At 67.9% G+C, this 23,690-nt stretch carries 24 protein-coding genes; 16 read left to right on the top strand and 8 right to left on the bottom strand.

Translation table 11 applies throughout. The features are described 5' to 3' along the window. Window positions 1-26 precede the first annotated feature (26 nt). Entirely contained in the window at window positions 27-1,391 is a 1,365-nt protein-coding gene (locus BBJ41_RS26675) for a 2-hydroxycarboxylate transporter family protein (protein ID WP_069749215.1), read from the bottom strand. 409 nt (window positions 1,392-1,800) lie between these two features. Here BBJ41_RS26675 and BBJ41_RS26670 point away from each other — a divergent pair, with 409 nt between their 5' ends. From BBJ41_RS26670 to BBJ41_RS26645, 6 genes are read left to right on the top strand one after another with little or no spacing between them, the layout of a single operon-like run. Beyond that, window positions 1,801-2,661 (top strand): MetQ/NlpA family ABC transporter substrate-binding protein, encoded by an 861-nt coding sequence (locus tag BBJ41_RS26670; protein ID WP_069749214.1) that lies wholly within the window; start codon window positions 1,801-1,803, stop codon window positions 2,659-2,661. A gap of 11 nt (window positions 2,662-2,672) precedes the next feature. Beyond that, on the top strand, window positions 2,673-4,085 hold the full coding sequence (locus BBJ41_RS26665; RefSeq protein ID WP_069749213.1) for an LLM class flavin-dependent oxidoreductase: 1,413 nt from the start codon (window positions 2,673-2,675) through the stop codon (window positions 4,083-4,085). Window positions 4,086-4,103: 18 nt separating this feature from the next. Next, window positions 4,104-5,279, top strand: coding sequence for a methionine ABC transporter ATP-binding protein (locus tag BBJ41_RS26660; RefSeq protein ID WP_069749212.1), 1,176 nt, complete (start codon window positions 4,104-4,106; stop codon window positions 5,277-5,279). Continuing rightward, window positions 5,272-5,928, top strand: coding sequence for a methionine ABC transporter permease (locus tag BBJ41_RS26655; RefSeq protein ID WP_069749211.1), 657 nt, complete (start codon window positions 5,272-5,274; stop codon window positions 5,926-5,928). The genes BBJ41_RS26660 and BBJ41_RS26655 overlap by 8 nt, the downstream gene beginning before the upstream one ends. A 54-nt stretch (window positions 5,929-5,982) precedes the next feature. Then, complete coding sequence (locus tag BBJ41_RS26650) at window positions 5,983-6,840, top strand: hypothetical protein (RefSeq protein WP_069749210.1); 858 nt, start codon at window positions 5,983-5,985, stop codon at window positions 6,838-6,840. Further along, window positions 6,837-8,057, top strand: a complete 1,221-nt coding sequence (locus BBJ41_RS26645) for an acyl-CoA dehydrogenase family protein (RefSeq protein WP_069749209.1) — start codon at window positions 6,837-6,839, stop codon at window positions 8,055-8,057. Before BBJ41_RS26650 ends, BBJ41_RS26645 begins: the two co-directional genes overlap by 4 nt. A 22-nt stretch (window positions 8,058-8,079) precedes the next feature. Here the strand turns inward: BBJ41_RS26645 and BBJ41_RS26640 are convergent, their stop codons facing one another. Next, window positions 8,080-8,883, bottom strand: coding sequence for a hypothetical protein (locus BBJ41_RS26640; RefSeq protein WP_069749208.1), 804 nt, complete (start codon window positions 8,881-8,883; stop codon window positions 8,080-8,082). Window positions 8,884-9,112: 229 nt separating this feature from the next. Between BBJ41_RS26640 and zigA the strand changes: the two genes are divergently transcribed. The 5 genes from zigA to BBJ41_RS26615 are packed head-to-tail and all read left to right on the top strand — an operon-like array spanning window position 9,113 to window position 13,808. Next, window positions 9,113-10,321, top strand: a complete 1,209-nt coding sequence (gene zigA / locus BBJ41_RS26635; protein ID WP_175972537.1) for a zinc metallochaperone GTPase ZigA — start codon at window positions 9,113-9,115, stop codon at window positions 10,319-10,321. A gap of 60 nt (window positions 10,322-10,381) precedes the next feature. Next, window positions 10,382-11,302, top strand: coding sequence for a GTP cyclohydrolase FolE2 (folE2, locus tag BBJ41_RS26630; protein ID WP_069749206.1), 921 nt, complete (start codon window positions 10,382-10,384; stop codon window positions 11,300-11,302). After that, window positions 11,296-11,877, top strand: a complete 582-nt coding sequence (locus BBJ41_RS26625) for a 6-pyruvoyl trahydropterin synthase family protein (RefSeq protein ID WP_069750388.1) — start codon at window positions 11,296-11,298, stop codon at window positions 11,875-11,877. The genes folE2 and BBJ41_RS26625 overlap by 7 nt, the downstream gene beginning before the upstream one ends. Next, on the top strand, window positions 11,874-12,434 hold the full coding sequence (locus BBJ41_RS26620; protein ID WP_069749205.1) for a gamma carbonic anhydrase family protein: 561 nt from the start codon (window positions 11,874-11,876) through the stop codon (window positions 12,432-12,434). Before BBJ41_RS26625 ends, BBJ41_RS26620 begins: the two co-directional genes overlap by 4 nt. A gap of 3 nt (window positions 12,435-12,437) precedes the next feature. Beyond that, window positions 12,438-13,808, top strand: a complete 1,371-nt coding sequence (locus BBJ41_RS26615; protein WP_069749204.1) for a dihydroorotase — start codon at window positions 12,438-12,440, stop codon at window positions 13,806-13,808. On the opposite strand, the gene BBJ41_RS26610 is transcribed toward BBJ41_RS26615, so the two are convergent. Next, complete coding sequence (locus BBJ41_RS26610; RefSeq protein WP_069749203.1) at window positions 13,805-14,269, bottom strand: Lrp/AsnC family transcriptional regulator; 465 nt, start codon at window positions 14,267-14,269, stop codon at window positions 13,805-13,807. The genes BBJ41_RS26615 and BBJ41_RS26610 overlap by 4 nt on opposite strands. 187 nt (window positions 14,270-14,456) lie before the next feature. Between BBJ41_RS26610 and BBJ41_RS26605 the strand changes: the two genes are divergently transcribed. Then, window positions 14,457-15,083 (top strand): LysE family translocator, encoded by a 627-nt coding sequence (locus BBJ41_RS26605; RefSeq protein ID WP_069749202.1) that lies wholly within the window; start codon window positions 14,457-14,459, stop codon window positions 15,081-15,083. A gap of 9 nt (window positions 15,084-15,092) precedes the next feature. On the opposite strand, the gene BBJ41_RS26600 is transcribed toward BBJ41_RS26605, so the two are convergent. Beyond that, window positions 15,093-15,938: a helix-turn-helix domain-containing protein gene (locus BBJ41_RS26600; RefSeq protein WP_069749201.1), complete on the bottom strand. Its 846-nt coding sequence runs from the start codon at window positions 15,936-15,938 to the stop codon at window positions 15,093-15,095. A 201-nt stretch (window positions 15,939-16,139) separates the two neighbouring features. Here BBJ41_RS26600 and BBJ41_RS26595 point away from each other — a divergent pair, with 201 nt between their 5' ends. Both BBJ41_RS26595 and BBJ41_RS26590 read left to right on the top strand, forming a co-directional pair. Beyond that, a complete protein-coding gene (locus BBJ41_RS26595; protein WP_069750387.1) occupies window positions 16,140-17,093 on the top strand; it encodes a DUF2167 domain-containing protein in 954 nt (317 codons plus the stop codon). Continuing rightward, window positions 17,090-17,815, top strand: coding sequence for a site-2 protease family protein (locus BBJ41_RS26590; protein WP_069749200.1), 726 nt, complete (start codon window positions 17,090-17,092; stop codon window positions 17,813-17,815). Before BBJ41_RS26595 ends, BBJ41_RS26590 begins: the two co-directional genes overlap by 4 nt. A gap of 60 nt (window positions 17,816-17,875) precedes the next feature. Here the strand turns inward: BBJ41_RS26590 and BBJ41_RS26585 are convergent, their stop codons facing one another. Then, window positions 17,876-19,267, bottom strand: coding sequence for an MFS transporter (locus BBJ41_RS26585; RefSeq protein WP_069749199.1), 1,392 nt, complete (start codon window positions 19,265-19,267; stop codon window positions 17,876-17,878). Between the two features lie 247 nt (window positions 19,268-19,514). Here BBJ41_RS26585 and BBJ41_RS26580 point away from each other — a divergent pair, with 247 nt between their 5' ends. Next, window positions 19,515-21,092, top strand: a complete 1,578-nt coding sequence (locus BBJ41_RS26580) for an aldehyde dehydrogenase (NADP(+)) (protein ID WP_069749198.1) — start codon at window positions 19,515-19,517, stop codon at window positions 21,090-21,092. 144 nt (window positions 21,093-21,236) lie between these two features. Here BBJ41_RS26580 and BBJ41_RS26575 read toward each other — a convergent pair whose 3' ends face one another. Beyond that, window positions 21,237-21,608 carry a type II toxin-antitoxin system VapC family toxin gene (locus tag BBJ41_RS26575; RefSeq protein ID WP_069749197.1) on the bottom strand — a complete coding sequence of 124 codons (372 nt, stop codon included), beginning with the start codon at window positions 21,606-21,608 and terminating at the stop codon, window positions 21,237-21,239. Beyond that, entirely contained in the window at window positions 21,605-21,802 is a 198-nt protein-coding gene (locus BBJ41_RS26570; protein ID WP_069750386.1) for a type II toxin-antitoxin system VapB family antitoxin, read from the bottom strand. Before BBJ41_RS26570 ends, BBJ41_RS26575 begins: the two co-directional genes overlap by 4 nt. Before the next feature lie 262 nt (window positions 21,803-22,064). On the opposite strand from BBJ41_RS26570, the gene BBJ41_RS26565 reads away from it, so the two are divergent. Continuing rightward, complete coding sequence (locus BBJ41_RS26565; RefSeq protein WP_069749196.1) at window positions 22,065-22,616, top strand: hypothetical protein; 552 nt, start codon at window positions 22,065-22,067, stop codon at window positions 22,614-22,616. A gap of 152 nt (window positions 22,617-22,768) precedes the next feature. Here BBJ41_RS26565 and kdgD read toward each other — a convergent pair whose 3' ends face one another. Further along, entirely contained in the window at window positions 22,769-23,683 is a 915-nt protein-coding gene (gene kdgD, locus BBJ41_RS26560; RefSeq protein WP_069749195.1) for a 5-dehydro-4-deoxyglucarate dehydratase, read from the bottom strand. Between the last annotated feature and the right edge of the window lie 7 nt (window positions 23,684-23,690).

Below are 23,690 nucleotides of genomic sequence, written 5' to 3'. Positions count from 1 at the left end.
GGCGCGACGCTGCGCGCGGCGGCGCATCATCCGAAATGCGCGACCAGGATCAGCGTCACCGTGACGACGATTGCGCCGCCGATGCGCGTCGCGATCTGCGCGAACGGCATCAGTTGCATCCGGTTCGCGGCGGTCAGGATCGCGACGTCGCCGGTGCCGCCTTGCCCGCTGTGGCAGGCGTTCACGATTGCGGTGTCGATAGGGTACATCTTCATCAGGCGGCCGACCACGAAACCGGTGCCCATCAGCGTCGCGACGGTCGACACGATCGTCACGACGTTGACGATCGTGAAGGCGGCGGTCAGCTTGTCCCACGGCGTCATCGCGACGCCGATCGCGAACAGCAGTGGATACGTGACGGCGGTCGAGAAGAACTTGTAGACGACGAACGCGCCTTCCTGCAGCGGCGGCGACACCGCGCGCGCGAGTTTCACGAGCACCGCGAGGAACAGCATCGCGACCGGCGCGGGCAGGCCGAACAGCTTGAACGCCATCAGGCCGACGAGGTACAGCGTGATTGCCGTGATGCCGGCGCCCGCGATGTGCGTGACGTCGACGTGGCCGCGGATCTCCTCGCTTTCCGGCGTCATGTCGCCCGTTTCGCCCACTTGCAGGCGGCCGTTGCCGGTCAGGTGCGGCAGGCGCTTGCCGAGCATGTCGAGCGCGCCCGACAGGATGATCGCGGTCAGGCTGCCGAGCATCACCGGCGGCAGCACCATCGCGAACATCTCGCCCTGCGGCAGGTGCATCAGTTCCGAATAACCGATCGACAGCGGAATCGCGCCTTCGCCGACGCCGCCGGCCATGATCGGCACGACGATGTACAGCAGCGTGTGGCGCGCGCCGAGGCCGAGCGCGGTGCCCACCGCCGTGCCGACGATCGCGGCCGCGACCGAACCGATGGCCAGCGGAATGAAGATCTTCAGGAAGCCCTGGATCAGCACGCGGCGGTCCATGCTCAGGATGCTGCCGACGATGATCGACGCGATGAACAGGTACAGGAAGTTGGTCGATTTCGTGAATTCGACCGTCAGGTTCAGCACCGGTTTCGGCAGCAGGTGGTAGTAGGTGAGCGCCGACGGCACGAAGGTCGCGAAGATCGCGGCCGCGCCGATGTTGCGCAACAGCGGCAGGCGCTTGCCGAGTTCGGCGCACGTGAAGCCGAAGAACGCGAGCACGGCGATCGCCATCGAGATTTCGCCGGGCACCTTGCCTGTCACCGCGAAGCCGACGATCAGCGCGAACAGGATCACGTAGACCGGCAGCGGGATGATGCCGATGCGGATTTCCATCAGCTTCCACCAGCCTTCCGGCCAGAAGCGTTCGCGCGTGGCGGGACCGGCTTCGGCAATCGGCTCGGGATGGGACGGGGTGTGGATAGAGGTCTGCAAGACGTGTCTCCTGATGTTGGAATGCCTGCTTTGCTTCGCGGCATCGTGTGCCCACTGTTATGCAACCTCCATGCCAGGCGTCCGGCCCGCGGGCAGGATTGCAGATCCTTGATTCAAAAGGGATTTGTTTCGTCTGCGGAAAGGCGCTCGCGAAGGCCGTTCCGAGATTTCGGAATTCGCGCGGCGCCCGGGCCGAGATTTCGGCCAGGCGCCCGGCCGGGGCCGATCCCGCGCCATATCGCCGCGCGCGATTTTCTTCGCACAATCGCTTCGTAGACCACCTTCGCGCCGCTCTCTATCATCGGCTGATCCTTTTCCGATGCGATCACGACCGTCCGGAGAACGCTCGCGCGTTCGCCGCGGCGTCGCTCATCCGTCGATACCGTCTTTGGACAGGAGAGTGGTTCCCATGCTGCATGCCGTTTTTTCCGCCCGCTTTTCCTCCGGCCAACCGGCCCGGTTCGCCCGGCCGGCCCGCCTGCTGGCGGCCGCGCTGCTCGCCGCGGTGTTCGGCGTCGCGCTGTCGAACGGCGCGCGCGCCGACACCGCGCCGCTGAAGGTCGGCATCTCGACCAGCCCGCAGATCGAAGCGTTGAAGGTCGCCGCGAAGGAGGCGAAGGCGCAGGGGCTCGACGTGAAGATCATCGAGTTCACCGACTGGAATACGCCGAACGCGGCGCTCGCGAACAAGGACATCGACGTCAACTACTTCCAGCACATCCCGTTTCTCGAGAACGCGAATAAACAGGGCGGCTACAACTTCGTCTCGATCGCACCCGGCACGATCATGAAGATCGGCCTCTATTCGAAGAAGGTGAAGAACTTTGCCGATCTGAAGGACGGCGCGCGCGTCGCGATCGCGAACGATCCGGTGAACGGCGGGCGCGGGTTGTTGCTGCTGCAGCGCGCGGGCCTGATTACGCTGAAGCCGGGCGTCGACTACCGCGCGACGACGCACGACATCGTCGCGAACCCGAAGCACCTGAAGATCATCCCGCTCGAAGCGTCGCAGCTCGCGCGCTCGCTCGACGACGTCGATCTCGCGCAGGGCTACCCGAGCTTCATCAAGCTGGCCGGCACGATCGACCCGAACAGCGCGCTGCTGTTCGACGGCACGGAGAACAAGAGTTTCGCGATCCAGTGGGTCGTGCGGCCGGACAGCGTGAACGACCCGCGCATCCGCAAGTTCATCGCGATCTACCAGCACTCGCCGGCCGTGCGCAAGGCTCTCGACAACGCGTTCGGCTCGCTGTACGCGATCGCCTGGTGACGGAGGCGGGCATGACGACGGCGAACCGCAAGAAGATCCTGCTCAACGCGTTCAACATGAACTGCGTCGGGCACATCAATCACGGGTTGTGGACGCATCCGCGCGACCGCTCCGCCCACTACACCGATCTCGACTACTGGGCCGATCTCGCGAAGACGCTCGAACGCGGCAAGTTCGACGGGATCTTTCTCGCGGACATCGTCGGCGTGTACGACGTGTTCGGCGGCGGCCCCGACGCCGCGCTGCGCGAATCGGTGCAGGTGCCCGTCAACGATCCGCTGCTGCTCGTGCCCGCGATGGCGCAGGTCACGCGGCATCTCGGTTTCGGCGTGACCGCGAACCTGACCTACGAGCCGCCTTACCTGTTCGCGCGCCGCATGTCGACGCTCGATCACCTGACGAAAGGGCGCGTGGGCTGGAACATCGTCACCGGTTATCTCGACAGCGCCGCGCGCGGGATGGGCCTCGCGCAGCAGATCGGCCACGACGACCGCTACGAGCGCGCGGACGATTACATGGACGTCGTCTACAAGCTATGGGAACGGAGCTGGGACGACGACGCGGTGATTCGCGATGCGCGCACACGCGTGTTCGCGCAGCCGGGCAAGGTGCGGCGCGTGAAGCACGACGGGCCGTTCTATTCGATCGACGCGATCCACCTGAGCGAGCCGTCGTTGCAGCGCACGCCGGTGCTGTACCAGGCCGGCTCGTCGGCGCGCGGCGTCGAGTTCGCGGGGCGTCACGCGGAATGCGTGTTCGTGAACGGGCAGAGCAAGGCCGCCGCGCGCGCGGCGGCGCTCGACATCCGCGCGGCCGCCGCGCGGCAGGGGCGCGACCCGGCGTCGATCCGGATCTTCGCGGGCGTGAGCGTCGTGACGGCCGAGACCGAACGGCTCGCACGCGAGAAGTTCGACGAATACCGGCGTTATGCGAGCCCGGAAGCCGGCCTCGCGCATTTCGCGAGCTCAACCGGCATCGACTTTGCGAAGTACGGCCTCGACGAGCCGATCTCGTACGTGAAGACCGATTCGATCCAGTCGGCCGTCGACGCGATCTCGCGCAAGAGCACGACCGGCACGTGGACCGTGCGCCGGATGCTCGAACAGATGTCGCTCGGCGGCCGGTATGCGCCGATCGTCGGATCGCCGTCGCAGGTCGCGGACGAATTGCAGTCGTGGATCGACGAAACGGGCATCGACGGTTTCAACCTGACGCGCACCGTGATGCCCGAGTCGTTCGAGGATTTCGTCGACTGGGTCGTGCCCGAGTTGCAGAACCGCGGCGTCTACAAGGAAGACTACGATCCCGCGCCGACGCTGCGCGAGAAGCTGTTCGGTGCGGGCGCGCACCTGCCCGCGTGGCACACGGGCGCGCAGCATCGCATCGCCGCCGAGCCGGAATCCGCGCATCCCGCGCATGCCTGAACGTGACGGAGCGAAGCGATGACGCAATTGTTCGATACGCTGGGTTTCATCGAGGCGTCGGCCGTGCACGCCGGCGCAGGATCAGCTGAGCATGACGCAGCGGTCGTGCCGGTTGGCGCTGCCGCCGTGTCGCTGGAGCACGTGGGCAAGGTGTTCGCGACGCCGCGCGGGCAGTCCGCCGCGCTGCGCGACGTGACGCTCGACGTGCGGCGCGGCGAGGTGTTCGGGATCATCGGCCGCAGCGGCGCCGGGAAATCGACGCTGCTGCGGCTCGTGAACGGGCTCGAACGGCCGAGCTCGGGCCGCGTGCGCGTGCAGGGCGTCGACGTCGGCGCGCTCGACGAAGACGGCCTCGTCGCGTTGCGGCGGCGCACCGGCATGGTGTTCCAGCATTTCAACCTGCTGTCCGCGAAGACGGTGTTCGAGAACGTCGCGCTGCCGCTGAAGATCGCCGGCGTGCCGAAGGCCGAGCGCACGCGCAAGGCCGAGGCGCTGCTCGAACTCGTCGGGCTCGCCGCGAAGCGCGACGCGTACCCGGCGAGCCTGTCGGGCGGCCAGAAGCAGCGCGTCGGCATCGCCCGCGCGCTCGTGCACGATCCCGAGGTGCTGCTGTGCGACGAGGCGACGTCGGCGCTCGATCCCGAGACGACGCAGTCGATCCTCGCGCTGCTCGCCGACATCAACCGCCGCCTCGGGCTGACGATCGTGCTGATCACGCACGAGATGGAAGTGATCCGCGCGGTGTGCGACACGGTCGCGGTGATCGAGCAGGGGGAAGTCGTCGAAACGGGCCCGGTGTGGCGCGTGTTCGGCGATCCGAAGCACGGCGCGACGCGTGCGCTGCTCAGCACGCTCGTGCACGACCTGCCGGCCGAACTGGCCGCGCGCGTGCAGCCGCTGCCCGAACAGGACGCGCTGCCCGACGGCGCGCAAGTCGTGCTCGACGTGCGCTATACGGGCGAGAGTGGGGGCGAACCGGACGTCGGCGCGCTCGCGGCGGCGCTCGGCGGCTCCGTGCGCTTCCTGCACGGCGGGATCGAACGCATCCAGGGGCATGCACAGGGGCGCCTCGTGATCGCGGCCGCGCCGGGTACGGGCGAGGCCGGCCACGCGCATGCGCGCGGCGCGGTCGCCGCGCTGCTCGAACGCGCACGCCGCCATGCGAATCACGCGGAGGTGCTCGGTTATGTTTGAGCTCTGGTGGCCCGAACTGCTCGAGGCGATTCGCGACACGTTGTCGATGGTCGCCGCATCGGCCGCGATCGCGGCGCTGATCGGCATCCCGCTCGCGGTGATCCTGGTCACGACCGCGCCCGGCGGCATCTATGCGCGGCGCGGCGTGAACGCGGTGCTCGGCGCGCTCGTCAACGTGTTCCGCTCGACGCCGTTCATCATCCTGCTCGTTGCGCTGCTGCCGTTCACGCGGGTGCTGATCGGTACGACGATCGGCGTATGGGCGGCCGTCGTGCCGCTGTCGATCGCCGCGATTCCGTTCTTCGCGCGGATCGCCGAAGTGAGCCTGCGCGAAGTCGATCGCGGGCTGATCGAGGCCGCGCTCGCGATGGGCGCGAAGCGCCGCCACATCGTGTGGCACGTGCTGCTGCCCGAGGCACTGCCAGGCATGCTCGGCGGCTTCACGATCACCGTCGTCGCGCTGATCGGCTCGACCGCGATGGCGGGCGCCGTCGGCGCGGGCGGGCTCGGCGATCTCGCGATCCGCTACGGCTACCAGCGTTTCGACACCACCGTCATGGCGACCGTGATCGTGATCCTGATCGCGCTCGTCTCGGCCGTGCAAATCACGGGCGACCGCCTGGTCCGACGCGTGACCCGGCGTACCTGAGCGACGCCACAAGCGTGCGCTCGCTTCATTCATGATCCTGAGAGAACGAACCCCATGACCTTGCCCATCGGCGCGCCGCGCGAATGGAACGGACAATTCGAGGAAGCGCTGTTTCTCGACGTGGCGCGACGCCATCGTCCCGGCTTTCCCGACAAACTCGCCACGCCGCCGCGCGAGCCGCAAAACGACGCCGAACGGGCCGCCGTTGCCGACTACTACACGAAGATGGCGTCGCACGACCTGTTCATCGTGCAGGTCGTCGCGAAGGCGATCGACACGCTGTTCCGCGACGATCCGCATTTCCAGCTGATCCTGTCGCGCCAGCTCGGCGATGACGGCGCGCACGCGGTGATCGGCCGCGAGCGCGTGACCGAACTGACCGGGCGCGATCCGCTGCCGGAAGTCGATCGGCTCGTCGCCGCGCACTGGGCGCGCATCGGCGACATCGCGGTGCGCGACGTCGCGGGTTTTCTCGCGTTCGAATGGCATTACGAGCTGCACATCCTCGCGAAGCTGTGGATCCAGCGCAAGACCGGCCGCATCGGCGACGGCGCAATGCGCGAACACGGCGAGAACCGGATCCGGCCGGACGAGGAATGGCATCGCGTGCAGATCGTCCAGTGGTGGTTCGACACGTTGAAGGCGCTGCCGGCCGCCGAACGCGACGCGCTGATCGATCGCGTGATCGCGGCCGACGAGGAAACGCAGGCGCGGCTCGACGGCTATCTGCACGACGAGTACGCGCATACCGCGCACGTGTTCGGCGCGGACATCGCCGAATACCGCGCGATCTACGACGACTGGCGGCGCGAGATCCTGGCGCGGCTGACCGGCCGGCCGCTCGGCGCGCTCGTGCCGCTGTCGGGCGATGCCGTCGCGTCGGAAGCGCTTGCACAGGAAGCCGTCGCATGAACGATCCACGCGGCCCCGCGACGTTCGCGCCCGATGGCGGCGATGCGCCGGCGCTTGAACTGGACCTCGACGCATTGACGCGTGCGATCGACGCGCTGCGTGCGACCGCCGTCGCGCGCGACCGCGCGGGCGGTCACGCGGCTCAGGAGAAACAGTGGCTGGCCGACGCGGGCTTGCTGACGCTCGCGGTGCCGCGCGCGTTCGGCGGGCAGGAAACCGCGTGGCCGGTGATCTACGACGCGATCCGGCGGATCGCGCGCGTCGACAGCGCGCTTGCGCATCTCGTCGGGTTCCAGTGCCTGCAGGTGGTGAGCGTCGACGTGTGGGGCAACCCGGCGCAGCGCGAGCGTTATCTGCGCGGCACGGTCGAGCAGCGCTGGTGGTGGGGCAATGCGGTGAACCCGCTCGACACGCGGCTGGTCGCGACCGCGAACCCGGACGGCGGCTACCGGCTCGACGGTGTGAAGGGCTTCTGTTCGGGCACGCGCGGCTCGCAGCGGATGACGGTGTCCGCGCACGATCCGGAAACGGGCCGCACCGTGTTCGGCGTGGTGCCGACCGATCGCCGCGGAATCACGGTCAACGACGACTGGGACCCGATCGGCCAGCGCCAGACCGACAGCGGCAGTGTGCGCTTCGACGGCGTGACGCTCGCGCCCGACGAGGTGCTGCACCGTTCCGAGACGCCGCCGACGCCGCGCGCGACGCTGCGCACGCTCGTCTCGCAGCTCGTGTTGACGAACCTGTTCGTCGGGCTCGCGGAAGGCACGCTGGCCGAGGCGCGCGACTATGTGCTGAAGCATGGCCGCCCGTGGATTCAGTCGGACGCCGCGCAGGCCAGCGACGATCCATACACGCTGCAGCGCTTCGGCGACATGCGCGTGCGGGCGATTGGCGCGGCGGCGCTGGCCGATCGCGCGGCCGTCGCGTTGCAGCGCGCGTGGGCGCGGCAGGATGCGCTGACGGCGGACGAGCGCGCGGAAGCGGCGCTCGCGGTGTCGGACGCGAAGATCGCCGCGCAGCGCGCGGCGCTCGAGAACGGCGAGGCATTGTTCGACGCCTGCGGCGCGCGCGCGACGGCCGCGTCGCTCGGGCTCGACCGCTTCTGGCGGAACGCGCGCACGCATACGCTGCACGATCCGCTCGACTACCGGCTGCGCGATGTGGGCCGGTTCGCGCTGACGGGGGAATTGCCGCAGGCGTCGCTCTATACGTAGGCGTAAGTGAGCGCGCGCTCCGTCATTGCTCGCCGGCGGGCTGGCCTTCCGGCGGCACGGGTGCGGGCGCGCCTGCCAACGGCGGGCTGCTCTGCGCGCCGGCGCGCTTGAACGACGCCAGTTCGTTCGAATAGCGCGCCGTCCGCACCCCGTTCGGGTCGTAGTACTCCTCGACCGACTTGACCCATCGACCGACCGCCGGCACGTACCAGAACGCCTTGTAGGTCTTGCCGGTCTGTTCCGCGGTGCCGTTGTTGCGGCTTTGCATCACGATCGTCGAACCGCCCGCGTTGCGTGACACGCCGGACGTGATCGACTGTCCCGGCACGGCTTGCGCCTGCCAAGTGCCTTCGGCCTCGATCTTGATCGCGTCGAACTTGCCGCCCGTCACGGTGACGGTGTCGGGGCCGACGACCTTGTAATGCGTGTCGTACGCTTCCGACGCATGCTGCGGATTCGGGTGCGACTCGCTGTACTTGATCGTCCACGTCTTGCCGACCGTCAGCGGAAACGCCAGCGGGCGGCTCACCACGGTTTCCGTGCCGTTGACGCTGCGCGAACGGCTCCAGTCCGCGTCGACGATCAATTCGCGGGGCGCCTGCGTCGCGCCGCTCTGCCGGGTTTCGACGTAGATGTGCTCGGGAGTCGTGCGCTGCACGGAAATCTGGTCGCGCGTCTGGCGCCAGCCGTTCGGGCCGATTTCGACCGTGTTGATGTAGGTCCAGGTATCGCCCGGCTTCAGCGCCGGGGCCTCGATCGATTGTGCGAGTGCGATGCCGGGCAGCGCGGCGCACAGCGACAGGGCGGTAAGGATGTTCTTTTTCATGGTGTGTGGGAGCGGCCAACGGTCTCGCCGGCAAGCTTATCAACCACACCTTTCATTCGGCATGACATACGCGGTGCCGCTGCCGTCTTCGAATGCGTCGAACCGATGCTCCGGCGGCCGCGTGACGCGTCGTTGCATGGACGGTTTGCTGGACGTCCGAAATGATATGTTATATCGTAGCGATACAATATATCATTTCATCCTCAACGTCCTCTTCCGGAATCGCACGATGAGCACCGCACCCCAACCGTCCACGCGGCTACCCGTGACCGTCCTGTCGGGCTTTCTCGGCGCCGGCAAGACGACGCTGCTCAACCACATCCTCAACAATCGCGAGGGCCGGCGCGTCGCGGTCATCGTCAACGACATGTCCGAGGTCAACATCGACGCCGCGCTCGTGCGCGACGGCGGCGCGGGGCTGTCGCGCACCGACGAGAAGCTGGTCGAGATGAGCAACGGCTGTATCTGCTGCACGCTGCGCGAGGATCTGCTGATCGAGGTCGACCGGCTCGCGCGCGAAGGGCGCTTCGACCAGCTCGTGATCGAATCGACCGGCATCTCCGAGCCGCTGCCGGTGGCCGAAACCTTCACGTTCGAAGGCGAGGACGGCCGCAGCCTCGGCGAAGTCGCGCGGCTCGACACGATGGTGACGGTGGTCGACGCGTTCAATTTCCTGCGCGACTACGCGTCGCGCGACAGCCTGCAGTCGCGCGGCGAATCGATGGGCGACGAGGATGCGCGCACGGTGGTCGATCTGCTGATCGACCAGATCGAGTTCTGCGACGTGATCGTGATCAACAAGATCGACCTGATCGACGGCAGCGCGCGCGAGCGGCTGGTCGCGCTGCTGCGCGGGCTGAACCCGCGCGCGCGGATCGAGATCGCCGAATTCGGCAAGGTGCCGCTCGAGCGCGTGCTCGACACGGGCCTGTTCGATTTCGACGAAGCCTCGCGCGCGCCGGGCTGGCTGCAGGAGATGCGCGGCACGCACACGCCCGAGACCGACGAATACGGCATCCGCAGCTTCGTCTACCGCGCGCGGCGGCCGTTTCATCCGCAGCGCTTCTTCGATCTCGTCGAAAGCGAATGGCCGGGCGTCGTTCGCTCGAAAGGGTTCTTCTGGCTGGCCACCCATCCGACCGTCGCCGGTTCGTGGTCGCAGGCCGGCGCGGTCGCGCGGCACGGGCCGGCCGGTCACTGGTGGGCGGCCGTGCCGCCCGAGCGCTGGCCGCAGGACGCGGAAGCCGTCGCGCAGATTCGCGCGCGATGGGACGAGCACGTCGGCGACGCGCGGCAGGAACTCGTGCTGATCGGCATGGACATGAACGAAACCGCACTGCGCGCGCGTTTCGATGCGTGTCTGCTGACCGACGCCGAGATGGCCACCGGCCCCGAGCACTGGACCACGTGGGACAACCCGTTCCGCGACTGGCCCTGACCTGAACGCGCGCGTCCTGCATCGATCCGGATGGAGCAGGCGCGCCACCGGATATCAAGCATGACTGCAGCCCTTCCCGATATTTCCCTGACCGATGCCGTGCCCGGTCACCGCCCGCTCGAGTGGGTCGGCATGCAGGGCATCGACCTGCCCGTCGTCGTGGCCGAGCCGGGGTGCCGGCGCCACGTGCATGCGCGTGCCGACGTGCACGTCGATCTGCCCGCGCCGCAGGTGAAGGGCATCCACATGTCGCGGCTGTACCGGCTGCTCGACGGGCGTGGCGATGGCGACGCGCTGTCGCCGGCCGGCTTGCGGCGCATGCTGCGCGCGATGATCGACAGCCATCGCGACTGCGAATCGCGCAGCGCGCGGCTGCGCTTGCATTTCGATCTGCTGGCGCGCCGCCCGGCGCTGGTCACCGACGGGCTGGCCGGCTGGAAGTCCTATCCGGTTCGCATCGACGCGACGCTGGCCGGCGATGCGTTCGCACTGCGTGCGCAGGTCACGGTCGCTTATTCGTCGACGTGCCCATGTTCGGCCGCGCTGTCGCGGCACTGGGTCGAACAGGCGTTTCTCGGCGCCTTCGGCCGCGAGGAGCGCGTGTCGCCGGCCGCGGTCGCCGCGTGGCTGCAGCAGCATGCGACGGCGGCCACGCCGCACAGCCAGCGCAGCGAAGCCGTCGTGAGCGTCGGGCTGGCCCCCGACGATGCGGCGCTGCGGCTGCTCGATCTGATCGATCGTATCGAGCACGCGCTCGGCACGCCGGTGCAGACGGCCGTCAAGCGCGCGGACGAACAGGCGTTCGCGGTGCTCAACGGCGGAAACCTGATGTTCGTCGAGGACGCTGCGCGCCGCGTGCAGGCCGCGCTGGACGGCCGCTATGCGAACCCGGGCGTGCACGTGCGCCATCTGGAAAGCCTGCATCCGCACGATGCGGTGGCGTGGGCCGCGCCGGTGCGCGAAGGCGCCGACGCATGCTGATCCGCAAGCTGTTCCGCTTCGAGAACGCGCATGTGGTGCGCGGCTGCAGCACGCGGCGCTGCTCGCATTCGATCCACGGTCATTCGTACCGCGTCGAGTTGCTGCTCGAAGCGCACGCGCTCGACAACGGGCAAATGATTTACGACTTCGGGCTTCTGAAGGGCGACGTGCGCGACCTGATCGACGCGTTCGACCACGCGGTGACGCTGTGGTCGGGCGACGATGCGGGTTATCTCGACAGCATGCGCCGCCATTCGGAGCGCTGGGTGCTGCTGCCCGTTTCGCCGAGCGCCGAGCAGTTCTCGCGCGTGTTCTTCCTTCTCGTCGATGCGGTGCTGTCATGCACCGGCATGTCGAATGGCGAAGGCGACGTGCGGCTGCATTCGATCATCGTCCATGAAACCGAGACCGGCTACGCGCAGTGTTTTCGCGACGATGCGTTCAATCCGCGCATGGGCTGCATCGACCTCGACGCGATCGTGTTCTCGCCGGCCGTCGCGGCGCAGTGGCGCGATCCGGAACTGTTCGAGCGGCTCAAGCGCGACCGCGCAATTTTTCAGCAGGAATCCAGATGATCAGAAAGAACCCGCGCGGCGACCTGCCGCAGATTCACCCGAGTGCATTCGTCGATCCGACCGCCATCCTGTGCGGGCTCGTGATCGTCGAGGAGAACGTGTTCATCGGCCCGTACGCGGTGATCCGCGCCGATGAAACTGACGCGGGCGGCCGGATCGCGCCGATCGTGATCGGCGCGCATTCGAACATCCAGGACGGCGTCGTGATCCATTCGAAGTCGGGCGCGAGCGTCACCATCGGGCGGCACACGTCGATCGCGCATCGCGCGATCGTCCACGGGCCGTGCAAGGTCGGCGATGGCGTGTTCGTCGGGTTCAACAGCGTGCTGTTCAACTGCACCATCGACGACGGCTGCGTCGTGCGCTACAACGCGGTCGTCGACGGCTGCCACCTGCCGCCGGGCTTCTACGTGCGCTCGACCGAACGCATCGGGCCGGAAACGGATCTCGCCGCGTTGCCGCAGGTGACGGCCGACGCGAGCGATTTCTCCGAAGACGTCGCGCGCACGAACAACGCGCTGGTGCTCGGTTACAAGCACATCCAGAACGAGTTCTGAGTCATGGGCGAGCACATTCGGCATGAAGGGAGCGATGGGCCGAAGCGGCGCCACGTCGACCTGCTCGTCTGCGGCGGCACGGTGATGACGCCCGGCGGCGCGGCCCACATCGACGTCGCGTGCGCGGATGGCCGCGTCGTCGCGCTCGGCACGCTGCGCGGCGCGTGGAGTGCCGACGTGCTGCTCGAGGCCGGCGGGCTGCACGTGCTGCCGGGCGTCGTCGACAGCCAGGTACATTTCCGCGAGCCGGGCCTGATGCACAAGGAAACCCTCGAGGCCGGCACGCGCGGCGCGGTGCTCGGCGGCGTCACGACGATCTTCGAGATGCCCAACACGCATCCGCTGACGCTGAGCGAACAGGATCTGCAGACGAAGCTGGATCTCGCGCGCGGCCGCGCGTGGTGCGACCACGCGTTCTACATCGGCGGCTCGGCCGTGAATGCCGAACGGTTGGCGGCGCTCGAGACGCTGCCCGGCTGCGCGGGCGTGAAGGTCTTCATGGGCAGTTCGTTCGGCGACCTGCTGGCCGACGACGAAACCGTCTTGCGCCGCATCCTGCGAAACGGGCGGCGGCGCATGGCCGTGCATGCGGAGGACGAAGCGCGGCTGCGCGAACGCCGGGCGCTCGTGGAAGCGAGCGGCGACGTGCGGGATCATCCGCGCTGGCGCGACGAGGAAAGCGCGCTGGCCGCGACGCGGCGCATCGTGCGGCTCGCGGCCGAGACGGGCCGCCGGCTGCATGTGCTGCACGTGTCCACCGCGGACGAAATGGCGTTCCTCGCGCGGCACCGGCGGCGCGTGACGGTCGAGGTCACGCCGCATCACCTGAGCCTGCATGCGCCCGATTGCTACGAGCGGCTCGACACGTTCGCGCAGATGAATCCGCCGGTGCGCGAACGGCATCATCAGGATGCGTTGTGGCAGGCCGTTCGCGACGGCGTGGTCGACGTGATCGGCAGCGATCACGCGCCGCATACGCGCGACGAAAAGCGCCGGCCCTATCCGCAGTCGCCGAGCGGCATGACCGGTGTGCAGACGCTGCTGCCGCTGATGCTCGACCACGTGAATGCCGGCCGCCTGAGCCTCGAACGGCTCGTCGACCTGACCAGCGCCGGGCCGGCACGCATCTTCGGCATCGAAGGGAAAGGGCGCATTGCGATCGGCTACGACGCCGATTTCAGCATCGTCGACTTGCGCGCGCGGCGGATCATCCGCGACGAATGGATCGCCAGCGTGAGCGGCTGGACGCCTTACGACGGGTGCGCGGTCACGGGCTGGCCCGTGCATACGGTCGTGCGCGGGCACGTCGTGGTGCGCGACGGCGCGCTGAACGGGCAGCCGGCCGGCGAGGCCGTCACGTTTCTGGATGCCTAGAGCGGCAGGCGGACCGTCTGCTTGATGCGCTTCAGCGGAATCTCGGTTTCGACGTTGCGCACGCCTTCGATCTGCGTGAGCGTTTCCATCTGAAAGCGCTGATAGTCGTCGAGATCGCGGGCGATGACGCGCAGCAGGTAATCATAGCTGCCGGCCATCAGATGACATTCGAGCACTTCGGGCGCCTGCTCCATTTCGCGCGCGAAGCGCTCGACCGTGGTCTTGTCCTGGCGCTCCAGCGTGACGCGCACGAACGCCGTGAACCTCAGGTCGACGGCGGCGGGGTTCAGCAGCGCGACGTAGGCGTCGATGACGCCCTGTTCCTCGAGCAGGTGAACGCGGCGCAGGCAGGGCGTGGCCGAGAGTCCGGCCTGTTGCGCGAGCTCGGCATTGGTCTGGTTCGAATTCTGTTGCAACGCACGCAGAATGCGCCGGTCGATCGCGTCCAGTTTGGTTGGCATTTTTCACTACCATCAATGCAGATGCTAGAGAATAGCGCCAAAACCTGAACGCCAAATAGCCAAATACGCATCCAATCTCTAGCGGAGGGCGCAGATAATCTGACGACCGGCCGGCCCGCGCCACGTGCCGGCGTCGCATGCGACGCGTGCGAATCCCGCGCCGGCCATTCCCTTCAGGAGATCTCCGATGCTGCACGTATCCTGGCTGCCGTTCATTGCCACCTCCCTTCTGATCATCGTCACGCCGGGCCAGGACATGGTGCTCGTGATGTCGCGCACGCTGTCCGGCGGCACGCGCGCGGGCCTCGTGACCGCGGCAGGCGTCAGCGTCGGGCTGCTCGTGCACACGATGCTCGCGACGCTGGGGCTGGGCGCGCTGCTTCAGGCGTCCGAATGGTTGTTCACCGCGCTGAAGGTGGTCGGCGCGCTGTACTTGCTGTACCTCGGCGTCACGCTGCTGCGTTCATCCGGCGAGCTGACGCTCGCGAGCCGCCGCGGCGCGCCGGAATCGCGGCTTCGCACGTTCGCGCAGGGCGCGCTGTCCAACATGTCGAATCCGAAGGTCGCGCTTTTCTACCTGGCGTTTCTGCCGCAGTTCGTTCCCGCAGGCGCTGCGCATCCGATGCTGTCGCTGTTCGTGCTGGGCGCGACGTTCGCCGGCCTGACGTTTCTCGTCAAGGGGCCGGTCGCGCTGTTCGCCGGGCTGCTGTCTGCGTCGATCCGCCGCAATCCGCGCATCCTGACGCGCATGCACCGCGTCAGCGGCGTCGTGCTGCTGGCGCTGGGCGTGAAGCTCGCATTCGAGCGCCGCTGACGGCGGCGCTTACGCCGGCAACGCGTCCGCCAGCGCCCGCATCGCGTCGACCGTCTCCGGATTCGCCGGGAAAAACGCCTCGATCGCGAGCTCCGACAGCGTGACGTCGACCGGCGTGCCGAACACCGTCGTCGTACTGAAGAACGTCAGTTCGCCGGCCGCCGTGCGCAGCCGCAACGGCACGGCGATGTCGGCGTAATCCGCGCGCGCATGCGTGTCGTCGGGCTGGCCGGCCGGCGCCGGATAGGCGGCGAGTTCGTCGCGCAGCGCATGCAGCGTGCGGTCGCCGCTCGCATCGATCTGTCGTTGCAGCCGATGCAGGATGTGCGCGCGCCATTCATGCCAGTTGACGATTTGCGATGCGAGGCCGTCCGGATGCAGGCTGAGTCGCAGCACGTTGACGGGCGGCTGCAGCAGCGACGGATCGGCCTGCGCGACCAGCGCGCCGAGCATCCGGTTCGCGGCGAGCAGCGTCCAGTGGCGGTCCACCGCCAGCGCCGGGTAGGGCTCGTGGCCGCGCAGCACGGCTTCGACCGCATGGCGCGCGGCATCCAGCTGCGGGTCGGAAAACGGCCGCTCGCGAAAGAGCGGCGCGAACCCGGCTGCGACGAGCAGCGCATTGCGTTCGCGCAGCGGCACGTCGAGACGCTCGGCGAGATGCAGCACCATCTCGCGGCTCGGCTGGGCGCGGCCCGATTCGACGAAGCTCAGGTGGCGCGCGGACACCTCCGCGTCGAGCGCGAGCGCCATCTGGCTCAGGCGCCGGCGCTGGCGCCACGTGCGCAGCAGCGGGCCGATGCCGGACGCGCGGCTGGCGGACGGGGAGGGCGAATGGAGGGCGGCGGTCGGGTTCATGCAGCAGATGATAGGCAATCCCGCGCGCGTTGGGCATTACCTGCGACGTAAGCATCGCGCCGTTCCCCGGGCGCGTCCCGGCGCTGCGTTACCATAGCCCCCGTGCCACCTGAGAGGCGGCGCCGGACCCTGGACGACAACGCACGGGCCGGTGCCGCGCACGTTCACAACAAGGCATTCCAGGGGAATCCAACAATGAAAATGAAAAAACTTGCCGCCCGGCTCGCCTGCGCGGCGATGCTCGCATTCGCCGCAACCGGCAGCCATGCGCAGACCGAAGCCGCACAGGTCGAAATGCGGGCCGCCGCCGCGGCCGCCAACGAAGCCGTCGTCAAAGGGCCGACCGATATCGACGTGAAGCACGAAGCCGTGCTGAAGCTGAAGGCCGGCGAGTCGTTCGTGCCGGCCGCCGAAGCCGGCCGCTACCTGCGGTCGATGGGCAACTCGATCGACGAATCGAAGCTGGTCGGCCTCGTGCTGCCCGACGATCCGGATGCCGACTGGATCTCGGTCGTGTCGTTCGAGCCGAGCGGCTACATCCGCGACGACGACGCGAAGGACTGGAAACCCGACGAATTGCTGAAGAGCCTGCAGGCCGGCACCGAGGAAGACAACCCGGCGCGCAAGGAGCGCGGCCTGCCCGAAACCGAGGTGGTCGGCTGGGCGAAGGCGCCCGCGTACGACGCGGCCTCGCACCGGCTCGTGTGGTCCGCGATCATCCGCGACAAGGGCGCGGCCGCGAACCCCGAAAACGATGGCGTGAACTACCGCACGCTCGTGCTCGGCCGCGACGGCTACCTGTCGCTGACGATGGCGTCGACGCTCGCCGATCTGCCGAAGTACAAGGCGTCGGCCGACGATCTGCTGTCGAACATCAGCTTCAACGACGGCAAGCGCTACGCCGATTTCAACAAGTCGACCGACCACGTCGCCGAGTACGGCCTCGCGGCGCTGATCGTCGGCGTCGGCGCGAAGAAGCTCGGCCTGCTCGCGCTGATCGGCGCGTTCGCCGTGAAGTTCTTCAAGATCGGCGCGGTCGCGCTGCTGGCTGGCGGCGCGGCGCTGAAGCGCTTCTTCGGGCGCAAGCCGAAGGCGGCCACGGTGCCGGCCGTCGCCGACGCCTCCGACGCATCCAGTACGGAGCGCAAGGAATGACGAAGCTGTTGCTGCTGATCTTCGGCGGCCTCAAGCTCGGCAAGGTGCTCGTGTCCGCGGGCACCATGCTGGCGTCGATCGCGGTCTACGCGCTGTTCTACGGCTGGCGGTTCGCGGCCGGTTTCGTCGCGCTGCTGCTGGTGCACGAAGCCGGCCATTACATGGCCGCGCAGCGGCGCGGGCTCGACGTCGGGCTGCCGACGTTCATCCCGTTCGTCGGCGCATGGATCCAGTTGAAGGAGATGCCGCACGACGCGGAAACCGAGGCGTACGTCGGGCTCGCCGGGCCGTTCGTCGGTACGCTCGGCGCGCTGGCCTGCTACGCGGCCGCGCGACATTACGACAGCAACCTGCTGCTCGCGCTGTCGTACACGGGCTTCTTCCTGAACCTGTTCAACATGATTCCGCTGTCGCCGTTCGACGGCGGGCGGATCACCGCGGTGCTGTCACCGCGCATCTGGTTCGCGGGCGTGCCGGTGCTGATCGCGCTGTTCGTGTATCGCCCGAGCCCGCTGCTGATCGTGATGGCGATCCTCGCGCTGCCGCAGTTGAAGCGCGCGTGGCGCTACGATCCCGACGCGCCGGAGAACCGCGTGTACTACGCGACGTCGATCGAGACGAAGACGACCTACGCGCTCTGCTACGTCGGCCTGCTTGCGTTCCTCGCGCTGATGACGTCCGGCGTGCACGACATGCTGCGCGTCGCGCATTCCGCGGCCTGATCGCCGCCTGACGCAAAAACGGCGGCCGTTTTCACGCGGCCGCCGTTTTTTTGTCGCATTTCACGCGTCGCGATGACGCAACTCGACGCGCTTGATGTCCTTCACGATCACGAGATGGCTGAACACGGTGACGAGTGCGTTCAGCCCGACGAACACGAGCGCGCCGTTGAACGAGCCGCTCGCGCCGACCAGGTAGCCGATCGCGATCGGCGCGACGATCCCGGCCGTGTTGCCGAACATGTTGAACAGGCTGCCCGACAGGCCGATCGCTTCCTTCGGCGCGGTGTCCGCGACCACGGCCCAGCCGAGCGAGCCGATTCCCTTGCCGAAGAACGATACGGCCATCAGCACGATCACGAGCGCTTCGCTGTCGACGTAATTGCAGCCGATGATGACCATCGACAGCAGCATCCCGCCGACGATCGGGATCTTGCGCGCGAGCGTCAGCGACACGCCGCGGCGGATCAGCGTATCCGACAGCATCCCGCCGAGCACGCCGCCGAGGAACCCGCAGATCGCCGGCAGCGACGTCATGAAGCCGGCCTTCAGCAGCGACATCCCGCGCGCCTGCACGAGATAGATCGGGAACCACGTGAGGAAGAAGTACGTGAGCACGTTCACGCAGTACTGGCCGAGGTACACGCCGATCAGCATCCGGTTCGACAGCAACTGGCGCACGTAGTACCAGCCCGCGACGCGGCTGCCTTCGGACGCCTTGCCGGCGGTGCGCGCCCCGGTCGGTCGGCCCGCTGGCCGCACGAGGCCGCCGCCCTGCTCGATGTGGTCGAGTTCCGCGCGGTTCACGCCCGGATGATCGACCGGGTCCTTCATCACGCGCAGCCACAGGAACGCGAGCGCGATGCCCGCGAGGCCGAGCCACAGGTACACGTGGTGCCAGCCGTACGCATGCGTGAGCCACGCCATCAGCGGCGAGAACACCACGGCCGCGAAATACTGCGCCGCGTTGAAGATCGCCGACGCCGTGCCGCGCTCGGCGGTCGGGAACCAGCTCGCGACGACCTTCGCGTTGGCCGGAAACGCGGGCGCCTCGGCGATGCCGACCGCGAAGCGCATCGCGAACAGCGCGGCGACCGCGAACGCGGCGCTGCCGCCGAGGCCGATCGTGCTCTGCAGCAGCGTGAACGCCGACCACAGGAAGATGCTGGCCGCATATACGCGCCGCGCGCCGAAGCGGTCGAGCAGCCAGCCGCTCGGCAGTTGCGCGAGCACGTAAGCCCAGCTGAACGCCGAGAAAATGTAGCCCATCGTCACCGGGTCGATGCCGAACGCCTGGCGGATCGGCGTGCCGGTGATCGACAGCGTCGCGCGGTCCGCATAGTTGAGCGTCGTGACGACGAACAGCATCGCCAGGATCCAGTAGCGCACGGCGGTCCGGCGCGCGGCGTGCGCGAGGTCGATCGGAAGGTCGCGAGGGGTGGTCTGATTAGGCACTTTAATGTACGTCGTCGTATGACATGGTAGGAGTTTATTGGGAATGGCTGAATGCAGAAACCTCGGGTTTTCCCTTTGGATGATGACGTGAAACGGCCATAATTTCGCTATTTCTCTGACGGGGAAGGGATCCCGGGCGAATCGGCGCCAGGTTGGCGGACGGCATGAATATCGAAATGATGTCGGCAGACATCGTATCTGTTGGGCTACAATGGGCGATCCATTCCCGAACCACGGAGCACACCCCATGCAACTGACAGGAGAGATGCTGATCGGCGCCGAAGCGGTGGCCGGCTCGGCCGGTACCTTGCGCGCGTTCGACCCGTCGAAAGGCGCGCCGATCGAGGCGCCGGCATTCGGCGTCGCGACGCCGGCCGACGTCGATCGCGCGTGCGAACTCGCGCGCGACGCATTCGATGCGTACCGCGCGCAGCCGCTCGCGGCGCGCGCGGCGTTTCTCGACGCGATCGCGGACGAGATCGTCGCGCTCGGCGACGCGCTGATCGAGCGCGCACACGCCGAAACGGGCCTGCCCGTCGCACGGCTGCAGGGTGAGCGCGGCCGCACCGTCGGCCAGCTCCGGCTGTTCGCGCGCGTCGTGCGCGACGGGCGTTTCCTCGCCGCGTCGATCGATCCCGCGCAGCCCGCGCGCACGCCGCTGCCGCGCGCGGACCTGCGGCTGCAGAAGATCGGGCTCGGGCCCGTCGTCGTGTTCGGCGCGAGCAATTTCCCGCTCGCGTTCTCGGTGGCCGGCGGCGATACGGCGTCGGCGCTCGCGGCCGGCTGCCCGGTGATCGTGAAGGCGCACGAGGCGCACCTCGGCACGTCCGAGCTGGTCGGCCGCGCGATCCGCGCCGCCGTCGCGAAATCCGGGATGCCGGTCGGCGTGTTTTCGCTGCTGATCGGCCCCGGCCGTGTGATCGGCGCGGCGCTCGTCAGCCATCCGTCGATCCAGGCCGTCGGCTTCACGGGTTCGCGGCAAGGCGGGATGGCGCTCGTGCAGCTCGCGAACGCGCGCCCGCAGCCGATTCCCGTTTATGCGGAAATGAGCAGCATCAACCCGGTCGTGCTGTTCCCGGCCGCGCTCGCCGCGCGCGGCGACGCGATCGCGACGGGCTTCGTCGATTCGCTGACGCTCGGCGTCGGCCAGTTCTGCACGAACCCGGGCCTCGTGCTCGCGATCGACGGCCCCGATCTCGACCGCTTCGAAGCCGTCGCCGCCCAGGCGCTCGCGAAGAAGCCGGCCGGCGTGATGCTCACGCGCGGCATCGCCGATGCGTATCGCAACGGCCGCGGCAAGCTGGCCGAATTGCCGGGCGTGCACGAAATCGGCGCGGGCGAGGCCGCGCAGACCGAATGCCAGGCGGGCGGCGTGCTGTATGAAGTCGGCGCACAGGCGTTCCTGACGGAGCCGGCGTTCAGCCACGAGGTGTTCGGGCCGGCGTCGCTGATCGTGCGCTGTCGCGATCTCGACGAAGTCGCACGCGTGCTCGACGCGCTCGAAGGCCAGCTCACGGCCACGCTGCAGATGGATGCCGACGACAAGCCGCTCGCGCGCCGGCTGCTGCCGATCCTCGAACGCAAGGCCGGGCGCCTGCTCGTCAATGGTTACCCGACCGGCGTCGAGGTGTGCGATGCGATGGTGCACGGCGGGCCGTTCCCCGCGACGTCGAACCCGGCCGTCACGTCGGTCGGCGCGACGGCGATCGAGCGTTTCCTGCGGCCCGTGTGCTACCAGGATTTTCCGGATGATCTGCTGCCCGAAGGGTTGCAGGACAGCAATCCGCTCGCGATTCCGCGCTTGCGGGACGGGAAGGGCGAGTGACGGGCGGGATCGATCGAAGGCGTGATTCCCGGTAGCCGGTGCACCGGAGCGCGTGCCGGTACGAGACAACGAAAAGGCGGAAGGGGCTGGTCAGCCGCTTCCGCCTTTTTGCATGGCGGGCTTTCGTGCCGCCGGGGTCGATGATCAGTGAGCGGGGTGGGCGGCGAGTTGCAGGCGTTCGGCTGCGGCCAGCAGGCGACGGTCGCGTGTCCACAGCTTGCTGCCGCTGGTCAGCCGGACCGATGCGAGCAGGTGCGCATCGACGTAACCAATGCCGAGTCCGTGAAGCGGCACGATGTCGATCATGCGTTGAACTTCATCATCGGTTGCCGGGGCAGCGGCGGGTAGGTCGCGTAGCGCGTCCAGCACCATCTCGCGATCACGCAGGCTGCCGAGTGCAAGTTCGCCGACGACGAACGGATGGATCAATACCCGTTCGGCTTCCAGCAATGTGGCGAGTGTTGCGTCGCCGGCCCGCAGGTGATCGATCCAGACGGAGGTGTCGACCAGAATCATGCGGGCTCCGACGGGCGGCGAGGGATGGATTCGAGATCGGGCTCGGTGCCGCCGAGACGCGCCAGCCGTCGTGCGCTTTCGCGGGCAATCAGCGCGCGCAGCGCTTCTCTGACGAGCGCCGACTTCTCGGTGACGCCAGTCAACTGCTGCGCTTTGGCGAGCAGGGCGTCGTCCAGCGACAAGGTGGTGCGCATGATCGGCTCCCGAAAAGATTGAAGCATCAATTATGTCACTAATTGATGTCGATGTTGATGCCATGTGCTGACCGGGAAGTGAGCATTGTGTCGGGGCGGCTTGGCGGGTCGGGCTGCCGGAGAGGCGGCGTCACGCGCAGGACGGCTGTCGATCTTGTCCCTTCCGCGTTCCCCGAATTTCTCCTACAGTAGCGGGGCCTCGGACCGCCCGGTCCGCAGGCGAGCCTGAGAGACCGACAAAAGACACCGAGGGAACCCTCCGATGAACATCAACAAGCGTGGCGATCACCTGTTTGCGGCCGGATTGTGGAAAGCGATCGGCGATGTCGCGAAATCCGTCCGAACCCAGATCGGCCAGTACAGCGAAGGGCGCGTGCTCGCGAATGCGTTGCTGGAATTCCAGCGCGACCTGGGCGGCAGCGAATTCGACGTGACGATCAACCAGGGGCGGCCCGTCGCCGGCGCCGACGCGCATTCGCTCGTGTTCGGGCAGGCCGTGCGCCGTTTCCGGCAGGACATGGAGGCGCTGGTGTTCGCGCTCCAATACCGGCGCGGCATCGACGAACGCGACCAGGGCCTGCGCGCCGAAACGCTGACGCAGGCGAACAGCCAGCTCGCGACCGCGAAGCAGTCGGCGACGATCACGATCGGCCGGTTCTTCGATGCGGTCGTCGACCGCGACGTGCTGGGGCAGATTCTCGACGGCGAATCGAATGCGCGTGCGCGCACGGGCGCGCAGGGGCAGATCGAGGCAACCCGGGTCAAGCTGGGGAACGTGCGCCACCGGATCATCGGGATCATCACGCAGATGTGATGACGGCGGGCGGAGCGGGGGACGCGGCACGCATCGCGGCGGATGCGTGTGCGGCGGCACAGTGACAAACGACCGCGACAGGAGCCGCCCTGCCGCGATGCAAAAACAGCCGGCCGCGGCGCCGATGAAGGCCCCGCGCCGGCCGCGCCCGCTTACTGCGGGCCCATCTTCTTGATCAGCACGTCGAGCTCTGCCGCTTCAGCCTCGGTGAGGTCGATCAGCGGCGCGCGCACGGGGCCCGCGTCGTGGCCGACGAGCTTCGCGCCCGCCTTCACGATGCTGACGGCATAACCTGCGCGGCGATTGCGGATCTTCAGGTACGGCAGGAAGAAATCGTCGATCAGGCGGCCGACCGTTGCGTGGTCGTCCTTCGCGATCGCTTCGTAGAATTCCATCGCCGTCTTCGGGATGAAGTTGAACACGGCCGACGAATACACCGGCACGCCGAGCGCCTTGTACGCGGCGGCATAGACTTCGGCCGTCGGCAGGCCGCCGAGGTACGCGAAGCGGTCGCCGAGACGGCGGCGGATCGTCACCATGCTTTCGATTTCGCCGACGCCGTCCTTGAAGCCGATCAGGTTCGGGCAGCGATCGGCAAGGCGCTCGAGCATGTCGGCGTTCAGCTTCGAATTCGCGCGGTTGTACACCACGACGCCGATCTTCAGTGCGCGGCACACCTGCTCGACGTGCTCGGCGATCCCTTCCTGGCTCGCTTCGGTCAGGTAGTGCGGCATCAGCAGCACGCCGCTCGCGCCGAGACGCTCGGCTTCCTGCGCATATTCGATCGCGACGCGCGTCGCGCCGCCCGCGCCGGCGAGGATCGGCACCTTGCCCTTGCAGGTTTCCGTCGCGACGCGGATCACGTCCGAATACTCGCGCTGCGTGAGCGAGAAGAATTCGCCGGTGCCGCCCGCCGCGAACAGCGCGCTCGCGCCATACGGCGCGAGCCATTCCAGCCGCTCGGCATAAGTGCTCGGGCGGAAGCTGCCATCGGCGTCGAAGTCGGTCAGCGGAAACGACAGCAGGCCGTGGGAAATGATCTGTTTGAGTTCTTGCGGTGAGGTCATGGTTGGG

Source organism: Burkholderia stabilis, from assembly GCF_001742165.1.
GTDB classification, from domain to species: domain Bacteria; phylum Pseudomonadota; class Gammaproteobacteria; order Burkholderiales; family Burkholderiaceae; genus Burkholderia; species Burkholderia stabilis.
The sequence above is the reverse complement of the archived record's forward strand: the minus strand, read 5'-3'. Positions and strand labels throughout refer to the sequence as shown.

Bases quoted from the DNA above. Each gene is read 5' to 3' on its own strand.
- BBJ41_RS26590 (WP_069749200.1), top strand. From the start codon at position 17,090: ATGACGAAGCTGTTGCTGCTGATCTTCGGCGGCCTCAAGCTCGGCAAG.
- folE2 (WP_069749206.1), top strand. From the start codon at position 10,382: ATGACTGCAGCCCTTCCCGATATTTCCCTGACCGATGCCGTGCCCGGT.
- BBJ41_RS26620 (WP_069749205.1), top strand. From the start codon at position 11,874: ATGATCAGAAAGAACCCGCGCGGCGACCTGCCGCAGATTCACCCGAGT.
- BBJ41_RS26615 (WP_069749204.1), top strand. From the start codon at position 12,438: ATGGGCGAGCACATTCGGCATGAAGGGAGCGATGGGCCGAAGCGGCGC.
- BBJ41_RS26625 (WP_069750388.1), top strand. From the start codon at position 11,296: ATGCTGATCCGCAAGCTGTTCCGCTTCGAGAACGCGCATGTGGTGCGC.
- kdgD (WP_069749195.1), bottom strand. From the start codon at position 23,683: ATGACCTCACCGCAAGAACTCAAACAGATCATTTCCCACGGCCTGCTG.
- BBJ41_RS26670 (WP_069749214.1), top strand. From the start codon at position 1,801: ATGCTGCATGCCGTTTTTTCCGCCCGCTTTTCCTCCGGCCAACCGGCC.
- BBJ41_RS26600 (WP_069749201.1), bottom strand. From the start codon at position 15,938: ATGAACCCGACCGCCGCCCTCCATTCGCCCTCCCCGTCCGCCAGCCGC.
- BBJ41_RS26565 (WP_069749196.1), top strand. From the start codon at position 22,065: ATGAACATCAACAAGCGTGGCGATCACCTGTTTGCGGCCGGATTGTGG.
- BBJ41_RS26655 (WP_069749211.1), top strand. From the start codon at position 5,272: ATGTTTGAGCTCTGGTGGCCCGAACTGCTCGAGGCGATTCGCGACACG.
- BBJ41_RS26665 (WP_069749213.1), top strand. From the start codon at position 2,673: ATGACGACGGCGAACCGCAAGAAGATCCTGCTCAACGCGTTCAACATG.
- BBJ41_RS26650 (WP_069749210.1), top strand. From the start codon at position 5,983: ATGACCTTGCCCATCGGCGCGCCGCGCGAATGGAACGGACAATTCGAG.
- BBJ41_RS26605 (WP_069749202.1), top strand. From the start codon at position 14,457: ATGCTGCACGTATCCTGGCTGCCGTTCATTGCCACCTCCCTTCTGATC.
- BBJ41_RS26570 (WP_069750386.1), bottom strand. From the start codon at position 21,802: ATGCGCACCACCTTGTCGCTGGACGACGCCCTGCTCGCCAAAGCGCAG.
- BBJ41_RS26610 (WP_069749203.1), bottom strand. From the start codon at position 14,269: ATGCCAACCAAACTGGACGCGATCGACCGGCGCATTCTGCGTGCGTTG.
- BBJ41_RS26645 (WP_069749209.1), top strand. From the start codon at position 6,837: ATGAACGATCCACGCGGCCCCGCGACGTTCGCGCCCGATGGCGGCGAT.
- BBJ41_RS26640 (WP_069749208.1), bottom strand. From the start codon at position 8,883: ATGAAAAAGAACATCCTTACCGCCCTGTCGCTGTGCGCCGCGCTGCCC.
- zigA (WP_175972537.1), top strand. From the start codon at position 9,113: ATGAGCACCGCACCCCAACCGTCCACGCGGCTACCCGTGACCGTCCTG.
- BBJ41_RS26595 (WP_069750387.1), top strand. From the start codon at position 16,140: ATGAAAAAACTTGCCGCCCGGCTCGCCTGCGCGGCGATGCTCGCATTC.
- BBJ41_RS26660 (WP_069749212.1), top strand. From the start codon at position 4,104: ATGACGCAATTGTTCGATACGCTGGGTTTCATCGAGGCGTCGGCCGTG.
- BBJ41_RS26580 (WP_069749198.1), top strand. From the start codon at position 19,515: ATGCAACTGACAGGAGAGATGCTGATCGGCGCCGAAGCGGTGGCCGGC.
- BBJ41_RS26575 (WP_069749197.1), bottom strand. From the start codon at position 21,608: ATGATTCTGGTCGACACCTCCGTCTGGATCGATCACCTGCGGGCCGGC.